We start from the raw sequence: 17,405 nt of genomic DNA, 5'->3' as shown, positions 1-17,405 counted from the left end.
GTGCATCGATCCGTCCAGGGATCAGATATAGGCGATGAAACGGTCGATGAGGTCGGGGAGGTCCAGTTGCTCGACCCACCATTGCAGCGCGCGGCCGCTCTCGTCGTCTCGCCACGCCAGGTAGCAATAGGTGACCTCGCGCATGCCGCTTACTCGCTTCGGCACCAGCTTTCCCTCTTCGATTGCTCGTGCTGCAATACACTCCGGAAGCGTGCCTGCTGCCAATCCCTCACATTGCGCCTCCAGCTTTGCCGCAAGAGTCGGCACGGCAATGCACGGCTGGTTCGCGCCGGACGCCACCGTTCTGGGCGCCAGTTCGCGCGAGGTGTCACTAATGACGGCGCCGCGATATTGCATCACGGTGTCCATCGAAACGGGTTCGGGCAACGCGGCGAGCGGATGGCTGGGAGCAACGGCAAAGATATGGCGCAACGAGCCAATCGGACGCGCCACCAGATGGGGCAACTGCGGCGGCTCGCCCGCGGCGCCGATCACAAGATCGGCGCGCCGTGTAATCAATGCGTCCCACGTTCCGCCAAGCACTTCGCGCGAGAAACGCAAGTGCGTATCCATGTTCAGGCCGTAGAAATCGTGGACGTATGGCCACATCGCCTCGAATGGAAGGATCTCGTCCAGGCAGATGCGAAGCTCTGTCTCCCAGCCGTCCTGTACCCGTTTGGCTTTGCGTTCGAGCTGTTCACCGGCGAACAGCAAACGCCGCCCTTCTTCAACAACGACCCGCCCGGTGTGAGTAAGCTTGACGCGCCGGCCGCTGCGGTCAAACAGCTCCACCTCGAGGTCGCTCTCCAGCTTTTGAACCAGATAGGTGAGCGACGAAGGGACACGGTGCAGCAGTTCGGCAGCCTCGGTAAATGTACCGGTCCGGTCGATGGCGTCCAATGCCTCGAGCACCTCAAATGACAACTTCATCACTAGTTTCCTTTAGATCGATTCCATCACAGTCGATGTCTGACTCACCCCAAAGCGCTTATCGGCAGCACGATGTCATAGGTCAATGCATCAGCTTGTGACTTTGAATGCAAGCGGAATGGCGCGCAATGGCAGGGCTCGGAACTTCATAACTTTTCAGGTCATTGCAGGGACATTCAGCGAAGCGCAACGCGAGACTTCCAGCGGGCCGCCACGCGATTTCTCTCACATCATGTCTCTATCCGCGTTCAATCATATGAACAAAATCCGACGACAGCCATGGTTTCCGACGGGTCAATTGCGGCGGAACGTCAAGAGGCGGTGACTAAGTTAATTCAAGGACGTTTAAGGCGCAGCTTAGGACTTTAAAGCCTCGTTTCAATAACATTGGGAAACCGAACGTCCCGGTGAGTTCTGTGGTCCGAAATTAGGAACCGGTCAGTTCACAACAATATCGCACATCGTCGCAGGCTGCGACGTCAAACACGGAGATGGTCTCGCCCGCGAAGACGCGGCGATTGCGTTCAGGTAGCAACGCTCAAATGAGCGTGCAAAGAAAACTTCGACAACGTAGTGTGAACGAAAAGTTTCGCGAGCCAGGGGCCCGCTGACGGTACGAGTGATTTTTCGCTGAACGATTGCTCGTGATGCGCCATCGTTTTTCAACTTCGTGCGGGTCAACGCATGCTACAGAAGGAGCTGAATCGTGAAAATCTATCTGATCTCGCTGGGAGCCGGAATTCTGGTTGGCATTATCTATTCACTGCTTGGCGTGCGTTCACCGGCACCGCCCGCGGTGGCCCTGATTGGCCTGCTGGGCATGCTGATCGGCGAACAGGTGCTGCCTCCGGTCAAGCGCGTGATGGCCGGCGAACCGGTCACGACGGCGTGGTTTCGCAGCGAGTGCGTACCCAAAATCACCGGCACTCCACCGAAAGCGCAGACCGCGTCTCAGACCGGGCAGGACACTAAACCGGGAAGCCAGCAAGAATAGCGATCGCCGCGTTCACTGCCGCTGTCAGGTTCATTCAATCGGCCCAAAGCCAGGGCCACCGAGAAAATCTCTCCAAATCACGGGCGAGTGCCCTACCTGCGTCCGGCCATTGGGGTCATTAAAGAGAATCCACACGCGACAATCGCTCTGGTCCGAAGCTTCCTTGCAGAAAGTGATTAAAAGGAAACTTGAGGAAACGTGAACGAGCCGCTATAAACGAGGACGGCAAGCAGAAGACACGGGCAAAAAAAAGGCGTCACGTTTCCGTGACGCCTTAAAAAGTTCTAGCCATTCCGAGGGCCGTGCTAGAACCTGAGAGACTGTATTCGAAAGCGTACCCGGCGCGCGATACTGGATGCAGAATTGACACTGCGGAGACTGTTACGGGGGACTGTTACAAGCACTTGACCAGACACTCCGCGGGCCACGGTGGATTCGGAATTTCAAATGCAGAATCTGAAACCGTCTTTCGAAATGAGATTCCATTTTTTATGGTTACGCTGACTAAGTCAAGCAAAATCTCAAACGGCGCCGTTCGTCGCGGAAAAATATTCCGATACAATGAATCTTAAGACGAAAATGCACTGCACGCCCTGCTTTAGGGCTCCGCCCTGCTCTTGCGGAACGATTGCTGGCAGCGGACAGAACAAAAAAACTGAAATATAGTTCCAAAAAAAACCATGAACCGACCCACGCTCTCACGAACTGCCGCAGCTCTCGCCAAACACAAAGACGGCTCGGGCGACGAAGTCACCGCGCTGGCGCGTGGTTTGACAGTGTTGCGCTCGATCGCCGCAGCCGACGCGCCACTCAGCAATCGCGAGTTGGCCGAGCTGACCGGTATTCCGAAGCCCACGGTCTCGCGAATCACCGCCACGCTCGTCGGCGCCGGCTTCCTGTTCCGCTTGCCCGAAAGCGAGCGCTTCGTGCTGACTTCGTCGGTACTGGAGTTGAGCAACGGCTTTCTGCGCAACTTCGACATTCGGGCCCGCGCGCGGCCCTTCCTGATCGAACTCGCCGAACGCACTGCGTTGTCGGTGCATCTGGCCGTACGCGACCGCCTCGACATGGTGGTGATCGACGCGATCCGGCCACGCTCGGCCGTGCTCGTGTCGCGCCTCGAAATCGGCTCACGCATGAATCTCAGCCGCACCGCTGTCGGCCGTGCCTATCTGGCGGCACTCACCGAAGCAGAACGGGACAAATTGCTGATCGGCTTGCAGGCCGCCGAAGGCGACGACTGGGGCCACGTCAGCAGCCGTCTCGCCAGCGCCCTACGGGAAACCGAGGAACAAGGCTTCGCGATCGCGACGGGCGAATGGTACAACGGACTGAACGCGATCGCGTCGGGGTTCGTCGGCCCCTCGGGCGAACGCTACGCGGTCAATTGCGGCGGCTCCGCCGATCAGTGCCCGCGCGACTGGCTGATATCGCGCGCCGCGCCGGCCCTGCTCGAATGTATCCGCAATATCGTGCTCGAGATCGGCGGCACCCCTGGGCGCCGGCTGGACAACTGAAACGCACAGACGCCCGGCGACGGGCGACGGGCGACGGGCGACGGGCGACGGGCGAAGGGCGGCCGGCGGAAACGGCATTCCAGTTACGTTGTGATTCTGTAACCTTCGTAATCAAAAGAAAAATACACAGGTGGACTGTTACAGAGCCCGCGACGTAGGATCTTGCTTTCCTGTCGCGGGGCGCTCGCCGGGCTCGCCGCCATCACCCTCTAATAACGGTCCGGCCGACCTGCATGATGCCGCATTGCGTTAACATCTTTGTCCCGCGCCTCGGGTAGCATCGCGTTGAACATGCGCGGCGCGCCTGCTGTCGAAACCGCCTGTCATGCCGCCTGCGTGCCGGTCCGCCGAATTATCGAAGCGGCAAAATCGCACGAGCGGCTCACATCAAAGCCAGCCACCTGACCGAACGATGGACGAACAACAAAAGCATTCGGAAACCTCACACCCTGTCCCGCCGGCCTCCCAACCCGGTAGTTCGCAACCCTCCGCTTCCGGCAAGCCCGCTGGCGGTCCGGGATACCCGCCGCTCGAACCGAAAAGCCATCGCGGCCGCAACATCGCGCTGCTCGTGGCGGCGCTGGTCATCCTCGGGATCGTGCTGTGGCGCTGGCATCCGTGGGGCGGCCCCGGCGGCGGCGCGAGCGGCGCAGGCGGTGCAAGCGGTGCAAGCGGGGGCCATGCGGGCCGCGGAGGCCGCGGTGGCGCCGGCCTGGCCAACATGGCGCAACCGGTTCATGTGGCGAGCGCCACGCAGGGCGAAATGCCGGTGGTGCTGACCGCGCTCGGCACGGTCACGCCGCTCGCCAATGTCACCGTGCTGCCGCAGTTGAGCGGCGTGCTGCAGGACGTCTATTTCAAGGAAGGCCAGATGGTCAAGAAGGGCGACGTGCTCGCCCAGATCGACCCGCGCCCCTACCAGATCTCGCTGGAAAACGCGCAAGGCACCCTTGCGCGCGACCAGGCGTTGCTGCAAACCGCCCGCCTCGACCTGAAGCGCTATCAGACGCTCCTCTCGCAAGACTCGATCGCGAGCCAGCAGGTCGATACCCAGGCCTCGCTCGTGCGGCAGTATGAAGGCACGGTGAAGTCCGACCAGGCGAACGTCGATACCTTCAGGCTCGACCTGATCTATGCGCGCATCACCGCGCCGGTCTCGGGGCGCGTTGGATTGCGCCAGGTCGATCCGGGCAACTACGTGACGCCGAGCCTGACCAATGGCCTCGTCGTGATCACGCAGTTGCAGCCGATCAGCGTGATCTTCACGACCTCCGAAGACAACCTCCAGCAGATCCTCCAGCAGACCCAGACGGGCGCGAAGCTGTCGGTCACCGCCTATGACCGCAGCAACACCACCTCGCTCGAAGGCGGCTCGCTCGAAACGCTGGATAACCAGATCGATACCACCACCGGTACGGTCAAGCTGCGCGCCACGTTCCAGAACGCGAAGAACGTGCTGTTCCCGAATCAGTTCGTGAATACGCGCCTGCTCGTGGACACGATCAAGGACGCTGTGATCGTGCCGACGCCGGCCGTATTGAACGGCTCGATGGGTCAGTTCGTGTATGTCGTGAAACCGGACAATACGGTGAGCGTGCGCCCGGTCAAGATCGGTCCGGTCGACGGCGAACGCACCAGTATCAAATCCGGCCTGCAGGTCGGCGAACGCGTCGTGATCGACGGTTCGGACCGCCTGAAGGAAGGCGCAAAAATCACGATTCCGGCCGACAAGCCCCGCGGCGCTTCGGGCGCGCGTGGGGCAAGCGGCGCGGCGGCTGCGTCGGGCGCTTCCGGCGCACATGGACATCATCGCAAACACGCGGCGCAAGCCTCGGAATAAAGGCACGGCCACTATCGCATGAATCCATCCCGCGCCTTTATTCTGCGTCCCGTCGGCACTGCGCTGCTGATGGCGGCGATCATGCTGGTCGGTCTCGTCGCGCTGCGCTTTTTGCCGCTCTCCGCGCTGCCCGAGGTCGACTATCCGACCATCCAGGTGCAGACCTTCTACCCGGGCGCGAGCCCGGATGTGATGACGTCCTCGGTCACCGCGCCGCTCGAACGCCAGTTCGGGCAGATGCCGTCGTTGAACCAGATGTCGTCGCAAAGCTCGGCCGGCTCGTCGATCATCACGCTGCAGTTCAGCCTTGATCTGCCGCTCGATATCGCCGAGCAGGAAGTCCAGGCCGCCATCAACGCCGCGGGCAACCTGCTGCCGTCCGACCTGCCCGCGCCGCCGATCTACGCCAAGGTCAACCCCGCCGACGCACCGATCATCACGCTCGCGATCACCTCGAAAACGCTGCCGCTCACGCAGGTGCAGGATCTGGCCGACACGCGTCTCGCGCAGAAGATCTCGCAGGTGGCGGGTGTGGGTCTCGTGAGCCTGTCAGGCGGTCAACGTCCGGCCGTGCGGATTCAGGCGAATCCGCGCGCGCTCGCCGCGTATGGGCTGAATCTGGACGATCTGCGCACCACGATTTCGAACCTGAACGTCAACACGCCGAAGGGTAACTTCGACGGCCCGACGCGCAACTACACGATCAACGCGAACGATCAGCTGACCGACGCCGAGGCTTACAAGAGCGCCGTGATCGCGTACAAGAACGGCCGCCCGGTCATGCTGACCGACGTCGCCACCATCGTGCAAGGCGCGGAGAACACCAAGCTCGGCGCGTGGGTCGACAACACGCCGGCCATCATCCTGAACGTGCAGCGCCAGCCGGGCGCGAACGTGATCCAGGTGGTCGACAGCATCAAGGCACTGCTGCCGCAACTGCAGCAGTCGCTGCCCGCCGCGCTCGACGTGCGGATCGTCACCGACCGCACCACGACGATCCGCGCTTCCGTGCGCGACGTGCAGTTCGAACTGCTGATGTCGGTCGTGCTGGTGGTGCTGGTGATGTACCTGTTCCTCGCCAACGTCTATGCCACCATCATCCCGAGCCTGTCGGTGCCGCTCTCGCTGATCGGCACGCTTGCCGTGATGTACCTGTGCGGGTTCTCGCTGGATAACCTGTCGCTGATGGCGCTGACCATCGCCACCGGCTTCGTGGTGGACGATGCAATCGTGATGATCGAGAACATCGCGCGCTATGTCGAAGACGGCGAATCGCCATTGGAGGCCGCGCTGAAAGGCTCGAAACAGATCGGCTTCACGATCATTTCGCTGACGGTTTCGCTGATCGCCGTGCTGATTCCGCTGCTCTTCATGGGCGACGTGGTTGGGCGCCTGTTCCATGAATTCGCGATCACGCTGGCCGTGACGATCGTGATCTCGGCCATCGTCTCGCTCACGCTCGTGCCGATGATGTGCGCGAAGCTCCTGCGCCATACGCCGCCGCACGAGAGCCACCGTTTCGAGGCGAAGGCCCACCATGCGATCGACTGGGTCATCGCACGCTATGCGGTCGCGCTCACCTGGGTGCTGAACCGGCAACGCTCCACGCTGTTCGTCGCGCTGCTCACGCTGGTGCTGACCGGCGTGCTGTACGTGTACATTCCGAAGGGCTTCTTCCCGGTGCAGGACACCGGCGTGATCCAGGCGATCACACAGGCACCGCAGTCGGTGTCGTATGCGTCGATGGCCGAGCGTCAGCAGGCACTCGCCGAGCAGATCCTGAAGAATCCGGACGTGGAAAGCCTGACCTCGTTCATCGGCGTGGACGGCAGCAACATTACGTTGAACAGTGGCCGCATGCTGATCAACCTGAAGCCGCGCGACGACCGCAGCAACACCGCGAGCGAGGTGATCCGCCAGTTGCAGCAGGACGTGGCGCACATTCCGGGCGCGTCGCTGTACATGCAGCCGGTGCAGGATCTGACCATCGATTCCACCGTCAGCCCGACGCAGTACCAGTTCATGCTGACCGACCCGAACATCGGCGAATTCACGACCTGGGTGCCGAAGCTGGTCGACCGGCTGAAGCAGTCGCCTGAACTGGCCGACGTGGCGACCGACCTGCAGGATAACGGCCAGTCGGTCTACATCGAGATCGACCGCGCCACGGCATCGCGCTACGGCATCACACCGGCCACCGTCGACAGCGCGCTCTACGACGCGTTCGGCCAGCGCATCATTTCGACCATCTTCACGCAGTCGAACCAGTACCGCGTGATTCTCGAAGCGCAGCCGCAGATGCAGCATTACACCGAGTCGCTGAAATCGATCTATCTGCCCTCCTCCACGTCGTCAGGCGGGCAGGTGCCGCTGTCGTCGATCGCGCGCTTTATCGAGAAACCTGCGCCACTGCTGGTCACGCATTTGAGCCAGTTCCCGGCCACCACCGTCTCGTTCAACCTCGCGCCCGGCTCGTCGCTTGGCGCGGCGGTGAAAGCGATCGATCAGGCGGAGAAGGATATCGGGCTGCCGCCGTCGTTCCAGACGCGCTTCCAGGGCGCGGCGCTGGCGTTCCAGGCGTCGTTGTCGAACGAACTGTTCCTGATTCTGGCGGCGATCGTCACGATGTATATCGTGCTCGGCGTGCTGTACGAAAGCTTCATTCACCCGATCACGATTCTGTCGACGCTGCCGTCGGCCGGCGTCGGCGCCTTGCTGGCGCTGCTGATCACCGGGCACGATCTGGACATCATCGGCATTATCGGTATCGTGCTGCTGATCGGTATCGTGAAGAAGAACGCCATCATGATGATCGACTTCGCGCTCTACGCCGAGCGCGAGGAAGGCAAGCCGCCGCGCGAGGCGATCTATCAGGCATGTCTGCTGCGCTTCCGGCCGATTCTGATGACCACGCTCGCCGCGCTGCTCGGCGCCCTGCCGCTGATGCTCGGCACCGGCGCCGGTTCGGAACTGCGCCGCCCGCTCGGTATCGCGATTGCCGGCGGTCTGATCGTCAGCCAGCTGCTCACGCTGTTCACCACGCCGGTGATTTACCTCGGCTTCGATGCGCTGGCCCGCCGCGCGCGCGAGCGGTTCCATCGCGGCGATGCGTCGAAAGGCGCGCCCCCGCCCGCCACTGATGCAGGGAACTAGGCGATGAACCTGTCGCGTCCGTTTATCTCGCGTCCGGTCGCCACCACGCTGTTGGCGATCGGCATTGCGCTGGCCGGTATTTTCGCGTTCACCAAACTGCCGGTCGCGCCGCTGCCGCAGGTCGACTTCCCGACCATTTCCGTCCAGGCCACGTTGCCGGGCGCGAGCCCCGACACGGTGGCGACGAGCGTGGCCAGTCCACTCGAGCGGCATCTCGGCTCGATCGCCGACGTCACCGAAATGACCTCGCAGAGCTCGGTCGGCTCGACGCGCATCACCATGCAGTTCGGCCTGAACCGCGACATCGACGGTGCCGCGCGCGACGTGCAGGCGGCCATCAATGCCGCGCGCGCCGATCTGCCGGCGAGCCTGCGCAGCAATCCCACGTACCACAAGGTGAATCCGGCCGACGCGCCGATCCTGATTCTCGCGCTCACGTCGAAGACGCTGACCGCCGGCCAGTTGTACGACTCGGCGGCGACCGTGTTGCAACAGTCGCTCTCGCAAGTGGATGGTGTGGGCGAAGTGGACGTGAGCGGCTCGGCCAATCCGGCGGTGCGTGTCGAACTGGAACCGAACGCGCTGTCACACTACGGTATCGGCCTCGAAGACGTGCGCGCGGCGCTCGCCGCCGCCAATGCGAACAGCCCGAAAGGCTCGATCGAGTTCGGCCCGAACCGCGTGCAGATCTATACCAACGACCAGGCGAGCAAGGCCGCGCAGTATAAAGATCTGGTCATCGCGTACCGGAATGGCTCGGCGGTGAAGCTGTCCGACGTGGCCGAAGTGGTCGATTCGGTCGAGGATCTGCGCAACCTCGGCCTCTTCAACGGCAAACGGTCGGTGCTGGTGATTCTGTACCGCCAGCCCGGCGCGAACATCATCGACACGATCGACCGCGTGATGGGGATGCTGCCCCAGTTGCACGCGTCGCTGCCGGCCGACGTCGACATCGCGCCGGCCGCCGACCGCTCCACGACGATCCGCGCGTCGCTGAAAGACACCGAGCGCACCTTGCTCATTGCGGTCGCGCTGGTCACGATGGTGGTGTTCCTGTTCCTGCGCAACTGGCGCGCGACTTTGATTCCGAGCGTCGCCGTGCCGATCTCGATCATCGGCACGTTCGCCGCGATGTATATGCTCGGCTTCTCGATCGACAACCTGTCGCTGATGGCGTTGACAATCGCGACCGGCTTCGTGGTCGACGATGCGATCGTGGTGCTGGAGAACATCTCACGGCATATCGAAAACGGCGTGCCGCGCATGCGGGCCGCGATCCTCGGCGCGCGCGAAGTCGGCTTCACGGTGCTGTCCATCAGTATTTCGCTGGTGGCCGTGTTCCTGCCCATTTTGCTGATGGGCGGTATTGTCGGGCGGTTGTTCCGCGAGTTCGCGCTGACACTGTCGCTGGCGATCGGCGTGTCGCTGATCGTCTCGCTGACCTTGACGCCGATGATGTGTTCGCGTTTCCTGCGCGAGCCGCACGAGAAAAAGGCAGAAGGACGTTTCGGCCTCTGGCTCGAACGCGGCTTCACGTCGATGCAGCGCGGTTATGAGCGCACCCTCGGCTGGGCGCTGCTGCATCCGCGCCTGATCGTGACGATTCTGCTGCTGACGATCGGACTGAACATCTGGCTGTACATCATCGTGCCGAAAGGCTTCTTTCCCCAACAGGACACGGGCCGGCTGGTCGGCGGCATCCAGGCCGACCAGAGCACGTCGTTCCAGGCGATGAAAGGCAAGTTCGCCGAGATGATGAAGATCGTCGGCGAGAATCCCGCGGTGGACAGTGTGGCCGGTTTCACTGGCGGCCGCCAGACCAACTCGGGGTTCATGTTCGTTTCACTGAAACCGAAGAGCGAGCGCAAGCTTTCCGCCGACCAGGTAATCCAGCAGCTGCGTGCCCCGCTCGGCGACGTAGCCGGCGCGCGGACCTTCCTGCAGGCGGTGCAGGACATTCGCGTGGGCGGCCGGCAATCGAACGCGCAGTATCAGTTCACGCTGCTGGCCGATTCCACGCCTGATCTGTATCTGTGGGGACCGAAACTCACCGAGGCGCTGCAAGCGCGCCCCGAACTCGCCGACGTGAATTCCGACCAGCAGCAGGGTGGCCTGGAAGCGATGGTGACGATCGACCGCGCGACCGCGGCGCGTCTCGGCATCAAGCCGGCGCAGATCGACAACACCTTGTACGACGCGTTCGGCCAGCGCCAGGTTTCGACGATCTACAACCCGCTGAACCAGTACCACGTCGTGATGGAAGTCGCGCCGAAGTACTGGCAGAGTCCGGACATGCTGAACCAGATTTACGTCAGCACCTCCGGCGGCAGCGCGAGCGGCGCGCAGACCACCAACGCGCCAGCCGGCACGGTGACTGCGCAGACTCCCGCCACGGCCAGCACGAGTGCGACGACGGGCGGCACGGCGGGCACGACGGCGTCGAGCGTGGCGAGCATCGCGGCCGACTCCGCGCGCAACCAGGCGATCAATTCGATTGCGGCGAGCGGCAAGTCGAGTGCTTCGTCGGGCGCGGCGGTGTCGACCTCGAAGGAAACGATGGTGCCGTTGTCGGCGATCGCGAGCTTTGGGCCGGGGAATACGCCGCTGTCGGTGAATCACCAGAGCCAGTTCGTGGCATCGACGATTTCGTTCAATCTGCCGCCGGGGGTGTCTTTATCGACGGCCACGCAGGCGATTTACGACACGATGGCGCAGCTTGGCATGCCGGGCACGATCCACGGCAGCTTCCAGGGGACGGCCCAGGCGTTCCAGCAGTCGATGTCCGACCAGCCGATTCTGATTCTGGCCGCGTTGGCGGCGGTGTATATCGTGCTGGGGATGTTGTATGAGAGCTATATTCATCCGCTGACGATTTTGTCCACGCTGCCTTCCGCGGGCGTGGGGGCATTGCTGGCATTGCTACTGTTCAAGATTGAGTTCAGCATCATCGCGCTGATTGGGGTGATCTTGCTGATCGGCATCGTGAAGAAGAACGCGATCATGATGGTGGACTTTGCGATTGAGGCCTCCCGGCAGGGGTTGTCGTCGCGAGATGCGATTTTTCAGGCTTGCATGCTGCGGTTCCGGCCGATCATGATGACTACGTGTGCCGCGCTGCTTGGGGCCTTGCCGTTGGCTTTTGGGCGTGGGGAAGGGGCTGAGTTGCGGGCTCCGCTGGGGATTTCCATTGTGGGTGGGTTGATTGTGAGTCAGATGCTTACGCTCTATACCACGCCGGTGGTGTATCTCTATATGGATCGGATTCGGGTGCGGTGGGAGAGGAGGAAGGGTCGGAGAGCCGGGATGGCGGCACAATGATGGTCTTTTTGCCGTGCGGCGCTTATTGTTTGTATGCCTACGGCGTTGGCCTTTCCTTGAGCTGGTTGCCTGCGCGGCGCTTATTGTCTGTGTGCCTATGGCGTTGGCCTTTCCTTGAGCTGGTTGCCTGCGCGGCGCTTATTGTCTGTGTGCCTATGGCGTTGGCCTTTCCTTGATTTGTTATTGGTGTATTAGCGTCGCCCCTGTGCGGGGCGGGCACCTACTTTTCTTTGCCTGCCGCAAAGAAAAGTAGGCAAAAGAAAGCGGCTCAAACCGCTAATTCTTAAGCGGGTCCCCTGGCTTGGAGGGGGCAGTGGTGCATCTGGAATCGGAACTCTCGCACACTTCGCGTCAGTGACACAGCAGTCATACTTCCGGCGGCGCCATGCGCGCCGAAGGGTACTTCGAAACCCCGTTGCTACGTTACGCGCTCACGCAATTTGACACGCTGGCGCAAGGGTTCGCTATCCCACCACGCAAACGAAGCCACAGCCTCGATGATCGACCCTTCCGGCGAGCACGTAGTGCGAGGCGGGAAGTATGACGCCCTTGTCACGAGAGCCGAATGTGCGAGAACCCAGATTCCAGATGCACCACTACCGCAACTGTGCGGGGGATCCGCTTAAGAATTAGCGGTTTGAGCCGCTTTCTTTTGCCTACTTTTCTTTGCGGCAGGCAAAGAAAAGTAGGTGCCTGCCCCGCACAGGGGCGACGCTAATAGACCAATAAGAAATCAAGGAAAGGCCAACGCCATAAGCATACAGACGAACAGACGAACAAGCGCCGAGCAGGCAAAAACCCAATCTAAAGCCCCTGCCGCACGGCAAGCAAAAAAATCCGCACCCACTGCTTAGCCTGCCGCTCGCCCGCCATGGGCAAAACCCAAACCTGACGCTTAGCGTCCTTAACCTTCAAAGCGACCTGCCATTGAGCATCATGGCCCTGCACCTCAGCCCCCAGCAGATCAGCAAAAATATAATCCCCCTGCTCGCCGCCCAGGCGCACCTCGCATAACCGCTTGCCTGCCGCAAGCCGGACCAACCCCCAGGTCCCCTTCAACTCATGAGTCCAATCGCCATCGCGAACATTGGGCGCGACTTCCTTCCGACGCCGCCACCAATAAACGACCGCGGCAATCAAAAGCAAAACAACCAGAACAGCCACCCCAACCGCAACGGCCAACCCAAATGCCGCCTGCAAGGCATAAAACGCCCGCACGGCGCCATACACCAACGCGATCAGCGCAATCAACGCAACAAGAATCGGCATCGCAAGCTCGTTAGACAAAAAATCAGCCTAGCACGGCGCAGCCCCCAATCCCATGGCAAAAAACCATTGCGAAAAATGCGCAGCCGCGCGTAATCAGCGCCACGAGCGCGACAGGCATGCCAGCTCCCTACGGCGACTTATGCGTCGCCGCCCAGTCCTTCACCGCCTTCAGCGTGTTCTCAACATGCTTCTCCGGCGAAAGGCTCGTGTACTCGTAAATGATCTTGCCGTCCGGCGCGATCACGTACGACACGCGATTGGCCATCGAGCTATGCATCGGCATGCCGGCGTCATATGCACCAATCACCTTCGAGTCGGCATCCGCCGCCACCGGGAATTTACTGCGGCATTCGCTCACCGAAAACTTTGTCAAGGTGTCGATGTTGTCGTGCGATACGCCAATCACGGTCGCGCCATATTTCTTGTACTCGTCGACGGCTTCGGCAAACTCGTGAGCTTCGATCGTGCAACCTTTCGTGAACGCCGCCGGGTAGAAATACAGCACCACCGGCCCCTTCTTCAGCTCGTCGGCAAGCGAATACGTGTAGGTCTTGCCGCCCAGCGAAGCCTGCGTGGTGAACGGCGGCGCGGCATCGCCCGGCTTGAGCGTGGCCGAGGCCGTCAGCGAATGCAGCGCGAATCCCACCGACAAAACGGCAGCCAGAGCCACCGGTACAAGTCTTCTCTTCATTTGCAGTCCCTCGAAACATCCGTGCACGTGGTTGGCACAATTAGCCGAAAGTCGCGGTGTCCAGTCGAGCCCCGGCATCTCCACCTGCTATTGGACCACGTACAGACAAGATACGTCAGAACCTGAAGAAAGGATGCGAGGGAAGCCCAGCCGCCATCGCAGCCCCGCCCCCTCAGACGATCGCTTCCTGGATATGGGCGCCAAACCACGCCGCAGCCGACAGGTTCAGTTCGGCCAGCACCTCGGGCGTGAGCGCGGCGAAACCGGCCGGGACATCGGACCCCGCGGCGATCAGCGCGGCATCGGCGCCCTCGCCGGCTGCTTCGGCAATCCGCAACAAGGCGCCAAGCCGGCCGCTGCGCGTGACAATCGCTTCGCGAATCTGCGGCGCAAGGCCGAGTTTCTCGAGGGCAGTCGCGGGCGTGCTGCCGATCACCACGTGGACCAGAGAAAAAATCCCGGTCATGAAGGCGGCATCGGCGAATTCGCTATCGGCCGGGCGCAGCCAGCTCGCGGCCAGTTCCATGAAACGCGAGCGCGTGCCGGCCAGTTGCACCAGCGGGTCGGCGCGCCACGGCAGATCGGTGCGGTCGGCGTACAACAGCAGCTGCGCCCAGCGCGCGATCTGCCGCGTGCCGGTGGCGATGATGGCTTCGCGCAGCGAAGCGATATTGCGCCCCAGCCCGAACGCGCTCGAATTGACGAGGCGCAGCAGTTGCACCACCACGCTCGGGTTCAGCTTGAGCTCCGCCTCAAGCTCGACGATCCCGGCATCGCGCGACAACAGCGCCAGCAAACGCAGCAGGCCGGGGCGCGGCGAACGGTTACGCGGCGCGGCCAGCACCTGCGGCCGTGCGAAGAAGTATCCCTGGAACAGATCGAAGCCGAGCTCGCGTGCCAGCGCAAAGTCTTCGCGCGTCTCGACCTTTTCCGCGATCAGCGTCTTGCCATGGCTGCGCACCGTCGACGCCAGCTCGGCAAGCGTGGACCGGTCCGCCTGCAGGAAGTCGATCTTGACGATGTCGGCATGCGGCAGCGCGGCAAACAGCTCGTCCGACAGTTCGCACACGTCGTCGAGCGCGACCTGGAAGCCGGCGCGGCGCAACTCGGTCAGCCGGCGGCCCAGATGCGCATCGAACCTGACGGTTTCGAGAATCTCCAGCACGAAGCGCTCAGGTGGCATCAGATGGACGATGTCGTTAAAGAGCAGCGCGCGGTCGATATTGACGAAGCCACGGTGCGGGCCCAGCACGGCCGCCACGCCGATTCCGCCGATCGCGCGCGCCACGACCTGGGCGGTCGCCTGAGCGTCGTTGGTGACCTCGGCATAGTTGTGCGCGCCGGCGCGAAACAGCAATTCGTAAGCATTGAGCGCGCCGTCGCGATCGAGAATCGGCTGGCGGCCCAGATAGACGAACTGCGCCCCGGACGCCGGGACGGCGTCTTCGGCACATTGCTCGGGCACCTCGACGTGCCGGGGGGTGGCCCTGACAAAGTGGCGTTCAGACATGGATCATCGGTGCAAGTGTTCGGAAAGCTACGCAGCGACGTCCTGGCCGACACTGCACAACGGGTTTGACGTATTAACGGATGCCAGGCCGTCGCACTTTAACTGAATCGGTCGCACCACGCGCTGGACCACGCCGCCCCTTCTTTACCATTTGTTTTTTACCGCAGGCGCTAAAGATTTCGCGCCGCGGGTCGTTATCTTGTTCTGATGGGGCGGCCTGATACCTCTTACCCGCCCGGACACGGCGGGCAGCGAGCCGCCCCGCCTGCAGACGAACACAGGTTGCCAGCGACAAACATGGAAGCGAACAGGATCATCGCGCCCCGCCGGGGCTCCTTGCGCACGGTCATCGACCGGTTTCGTGCGTTCGGCCGGCGTGCCCCCAGCAAACCGCAGCCAGGCGCAAGCCGCGCTGCGCAACTGGAACAGGTGGTCGGCGCCGTCGATCTGCTGGCGCACGTCGATCAGACGCTGCGCTTCCTCTATGTATCCGACGCCAGCCTGCGCTTCATCGGCTATCACCGTGAGTATCTCGAGACCATCACGCTGCACGATCTCGTGGCACCCGCCGACGTGCCGCGCCTCGACGCGCTGCTGGCGCGCGCCGCCGCCACGGGCAACGTCGAAAAGGCGACGCTCGGCCTCATCAAGTCGCTGACCTACCCGATCACCGTCGAGTTGCGCGTGGTGCGCAGCAGCCACGACGGCGTCGACAGCTATGCGGTGGCCGGCTTCGACGTATCGGCCTGGCACGCCACCGAGGAACGCCTGATCCAGGCGCTGCATCTGGACCGCCTCACGAATCTGGCCAACCAGCCGGCGCTGATCCCCGCGCTGCTCAAGGCGCAACAGCAGGCCGATGCCCACGGCACCCCGGCTGCGCTGCTGCTGCTCGACCTCGACGACTATCAGCGCGTGAACCGCGCGCTCGGCTACGATGCCGGCGACGAGATGTTGCGCGACACCGCGCGGCGTCTATTGAACATGACGAGCCCGAGCGAGACGGTGGCGCGGATCGCCAGCGACGAGTTCGCGATCCTGATCAAGCCCGCCGCGAGCCGCACCGACGCGGCCGCCGCGGCCGAAGCGCTGGCGCGCCGCCTGTTGACCGCGATCCAGCAACCGTATGTATTCAGCGGGCAGCAGGTGCATCTGTCGGCGAGCATCGGCATTGCGCTGTATCCCGATGTGCGCCACGCCAACGATACCGCCGCCCACGACACCCACCTGCTGCGCTGGGCCGATCATGCGTTGCTGCAGGCCAAGGCGGCCGGCGGCAACACGCTCGCCTTCTACGTACCGGACGACAACCCCGCCGACGCCGAGCGCCTGAAGCTCGAAGCGGACCTCTACGACGGTGTGCGCAACGGCGAGTTCTCGCTGCACTTCCAGCCGATCACGAGCAGCCGCACGCACGGCGTGGTCGGTGTCGAAGCGTTGATCCGCTGGTCGCATCCCGTGCACGGCCTCGTTCCCCCTTCGATGTTCATTCCGCTCGCGGAATCGATCGGCCTGATCAACTTCCTCGGCAACTGGGTGTTGAAGGTTGCCTGCATGCAGCTGATCCAGTGGGACGCGCGGGGCATCTCATTGCAATACGTCGCCGTCAACGTCTCGCCGCAGCAGTTCCGCGATCCGCGTTTCAAGGACAGCGTGCGCGAAGCGATCGAGTTGACCGGCATCGATCCGCGCCGCCTCGTGTTCGAGATCACCGAGAGCCTGCTGATGCACGACCCGGCACACGCCAAGGGTTTGCTCGAAGAACTGACGGCGATGGGCATCCGCTTTGCCGTCGACGATTTCGGCACCGGCTATTCGAGCCTGGCTTACCTGCAACGTTTCCCGCTGGCCAAGCTCAAGATCGACAGGAGTTTTGTCGAGAATCTGCTAACCTCCCGGAACGATCAGGCAATCGTTAGCGCGGTCGTCGGGCTCGCGCAGACACTCGATCTCGAACTGGTTGCCGAGGGCGTCGAAACAGAAGCACAACGCACCTTGCTCACCGAGATGGGATGCGACCATATTCAGGGGTGGCTCGTCTGCAAGGCGCTGCCCTCCGACGAACTCGCGCAGCGGTTCGAAGCACGCACGCTTCACCTGCACGTCGCATAGCGATGCAGGCGAACCTCGCGCGCAGCGGAAGATACCGGCTCGATGCCGGTGTGGCATTCATTGGAACATGT

Annotated in this window: 10 protein-coding genes; 6 read left to right on the top strand and 4 right to left on the bottom strand. The window is 62.5% G+C overall.

The window, feature by feature from the left end:
• Nucleotides 1-21: 21 nt before the first annotated feature.
• A complete protein-coding gene (locus PQR53_RS09045; RefSeq protein WP_408452460.1) occupies nucleotides 22-930 on the bottom strand; it encodes a LysR family transcriptional regulator in 909 nt (302 codons plus the stop codon).
• 706 nt (nucleotides 931-1,636) lie between these two features.
• On the opposite strand from PQR53_RS09045, the gene PQR53_RS09040 reads away from it, so the two are divergent.
• The 5 genes from PQR53_RS09040 to PQR53_RS09020 all read left to right on the top strand — a co-directional run bounded on the left by PQR53_RS09040 (nucleotide 1,637) and on the right by PQR53_RS09020 (nucleotide 11,752).
• A complete protein-coding gene (locus tag PQR53_RS09040) occupies nucleotides 1,637-1,924 on the top strand; it encodes a XapX domain-containing protein (RefSeq protein ID WP_408452458.1) in 288 nt (95 codons plus the stop codon).
• Between the two features lie 680 nt (nucleotides 1,925-2,604).
• A complete protein-coding gene (locus tag PQR53_RS09035) occupies nucleotides 2,605-3,441 on the top strand; it encodes an IclR family transcriptional regulator (protein WP_408452457.1) in 837 nt (278 codons plus the stop codon).
• 412 nt (nucleotides 3,442-3,853) lie between these two features.
• Nucleotides 3,854-5,281 (top strand): MdtA/MuxA family multidrug efflux RND transporter periplasmic adaptor subunit, encoded by a 1,428-nt coding sequence (locus PQR53_RS09030; RefSeq protein WP_408452455.1) that lies wholly within the window; start codon nucleotides 3,854-3,856, stop codon nucleotides 5,279-5,281.
• Between the two features lie 18 nt (nucleotides 5,282-5,299).
• On the top strand, nucleotides 5,300-8,434 hold the full coding sequence (locus PQR53_RS09025) for an MdtB/MuxB family multidrug efflux RND transporter permease subunit (RefSeq protein ID WP_408452453.1): 3,135 nt from the start codon (nucleotides 5,300-5,302) through the stop codon (nucleotides 8,432-8,434).
• Between the two features lie 3 nt (nucleotides 8,435-8,437).
• The gene (locus tag PQR53_RS09020) at nucleotides 8,438-11,752 is read left to right on the top strand and encodes an efflux RND transporter permease subunit (RefSeq protein ID WP_408452451.1); all 3,315 of its coding nucleotides are present in this window, start codon (nucleotides 8,438-8,440) and stop codon (nucleotides 11,750-11,752) included.
• Nucleotides 11,753-12,556: 804 nt separating this feature from the next.
• Here the strand turns inward: PQR53_RS09020 and PQR53_RS09015 are convergent.
• The 3 genes from PQR53_RS09015 to PQR53_RS09005 form a co-directional block, all read right to left on the bottom strand.
• The gene (locus PQR53_RS09015; protein ID WP_408452449.1) at nucleotides 12,557-13,021 is read right to left on the bottom strand and encodes a hypothetical protein; all 465 of its coding nucleotides are present in this window, start codon (nucleotides 13,019-13,021) and stop codon (nucleotides 12,557-12,559) included.
• 127 nt (nucleotides 13,022-13,148) lie between these two features.
• Complete coding sequence (locus tag PQR53_RS09010; protein ID WP_408452447.1) at nucleotides 13,149-13,712, bottom strand: peroxiredoxin; 564 nt, start codon at nucleotides 13,710-13,712, stop codon at nucleotides 13,149-13,151.
• A gap of 172 nt (nucleotides 13,713-13,884) precedes the next feature.
• The gene (locus PQR53_RS09005; RefSeq protein ID WP_408452445.1) at nucleotides 13,885-15,222 is read right to left on the bottom strand and encodes an EAL and HDOD domain-containing protein; all 1,338 of its coding nucleotides are present in this window, start codon (nucleotides 15,220-15,222) and stop codon (nucleotides 13,885-13,887) included.
• 297 nt (nucleotides 15,223-15,519) lie between these two features.
• Between PQR53_RS09005 and PQR53_RS09000 the strand changes: the two genes are divergently transcribed.
• Nucleotides 15,520-17,334 carry a putative bifunctional diguanylate cyclase/phosphodiesterase gene (locus tag PQR53_RS09000; protein ID WP_408452443.1) on the top strand — a complete coding sequence of 605 codons (1,815 nt, stop codon included), beginning with the start codon at nucleotides 15,520-15,522 and terminating at the stop codon, nucleotides 17,332-17,334.
• Nucleotides 17,335-17,405: the final 71 nt, after the last annotated feature.

It is taken from the genome of Paraburkholderia fungorum, from assembly GCF_046027605.1.
GTDB classification, from domain to species: Bacteria; Pseudomonadota; Gammaproteobacteria; order Burkholderiales; family Burkholderiaceae; genus Paraburkholderia; species Paraburkholderia fungorum_F.
Note: the sequence above shows the minus strand (reverse complement) of the source record. Positions and strands in the feature narration are given on the sequence as shown.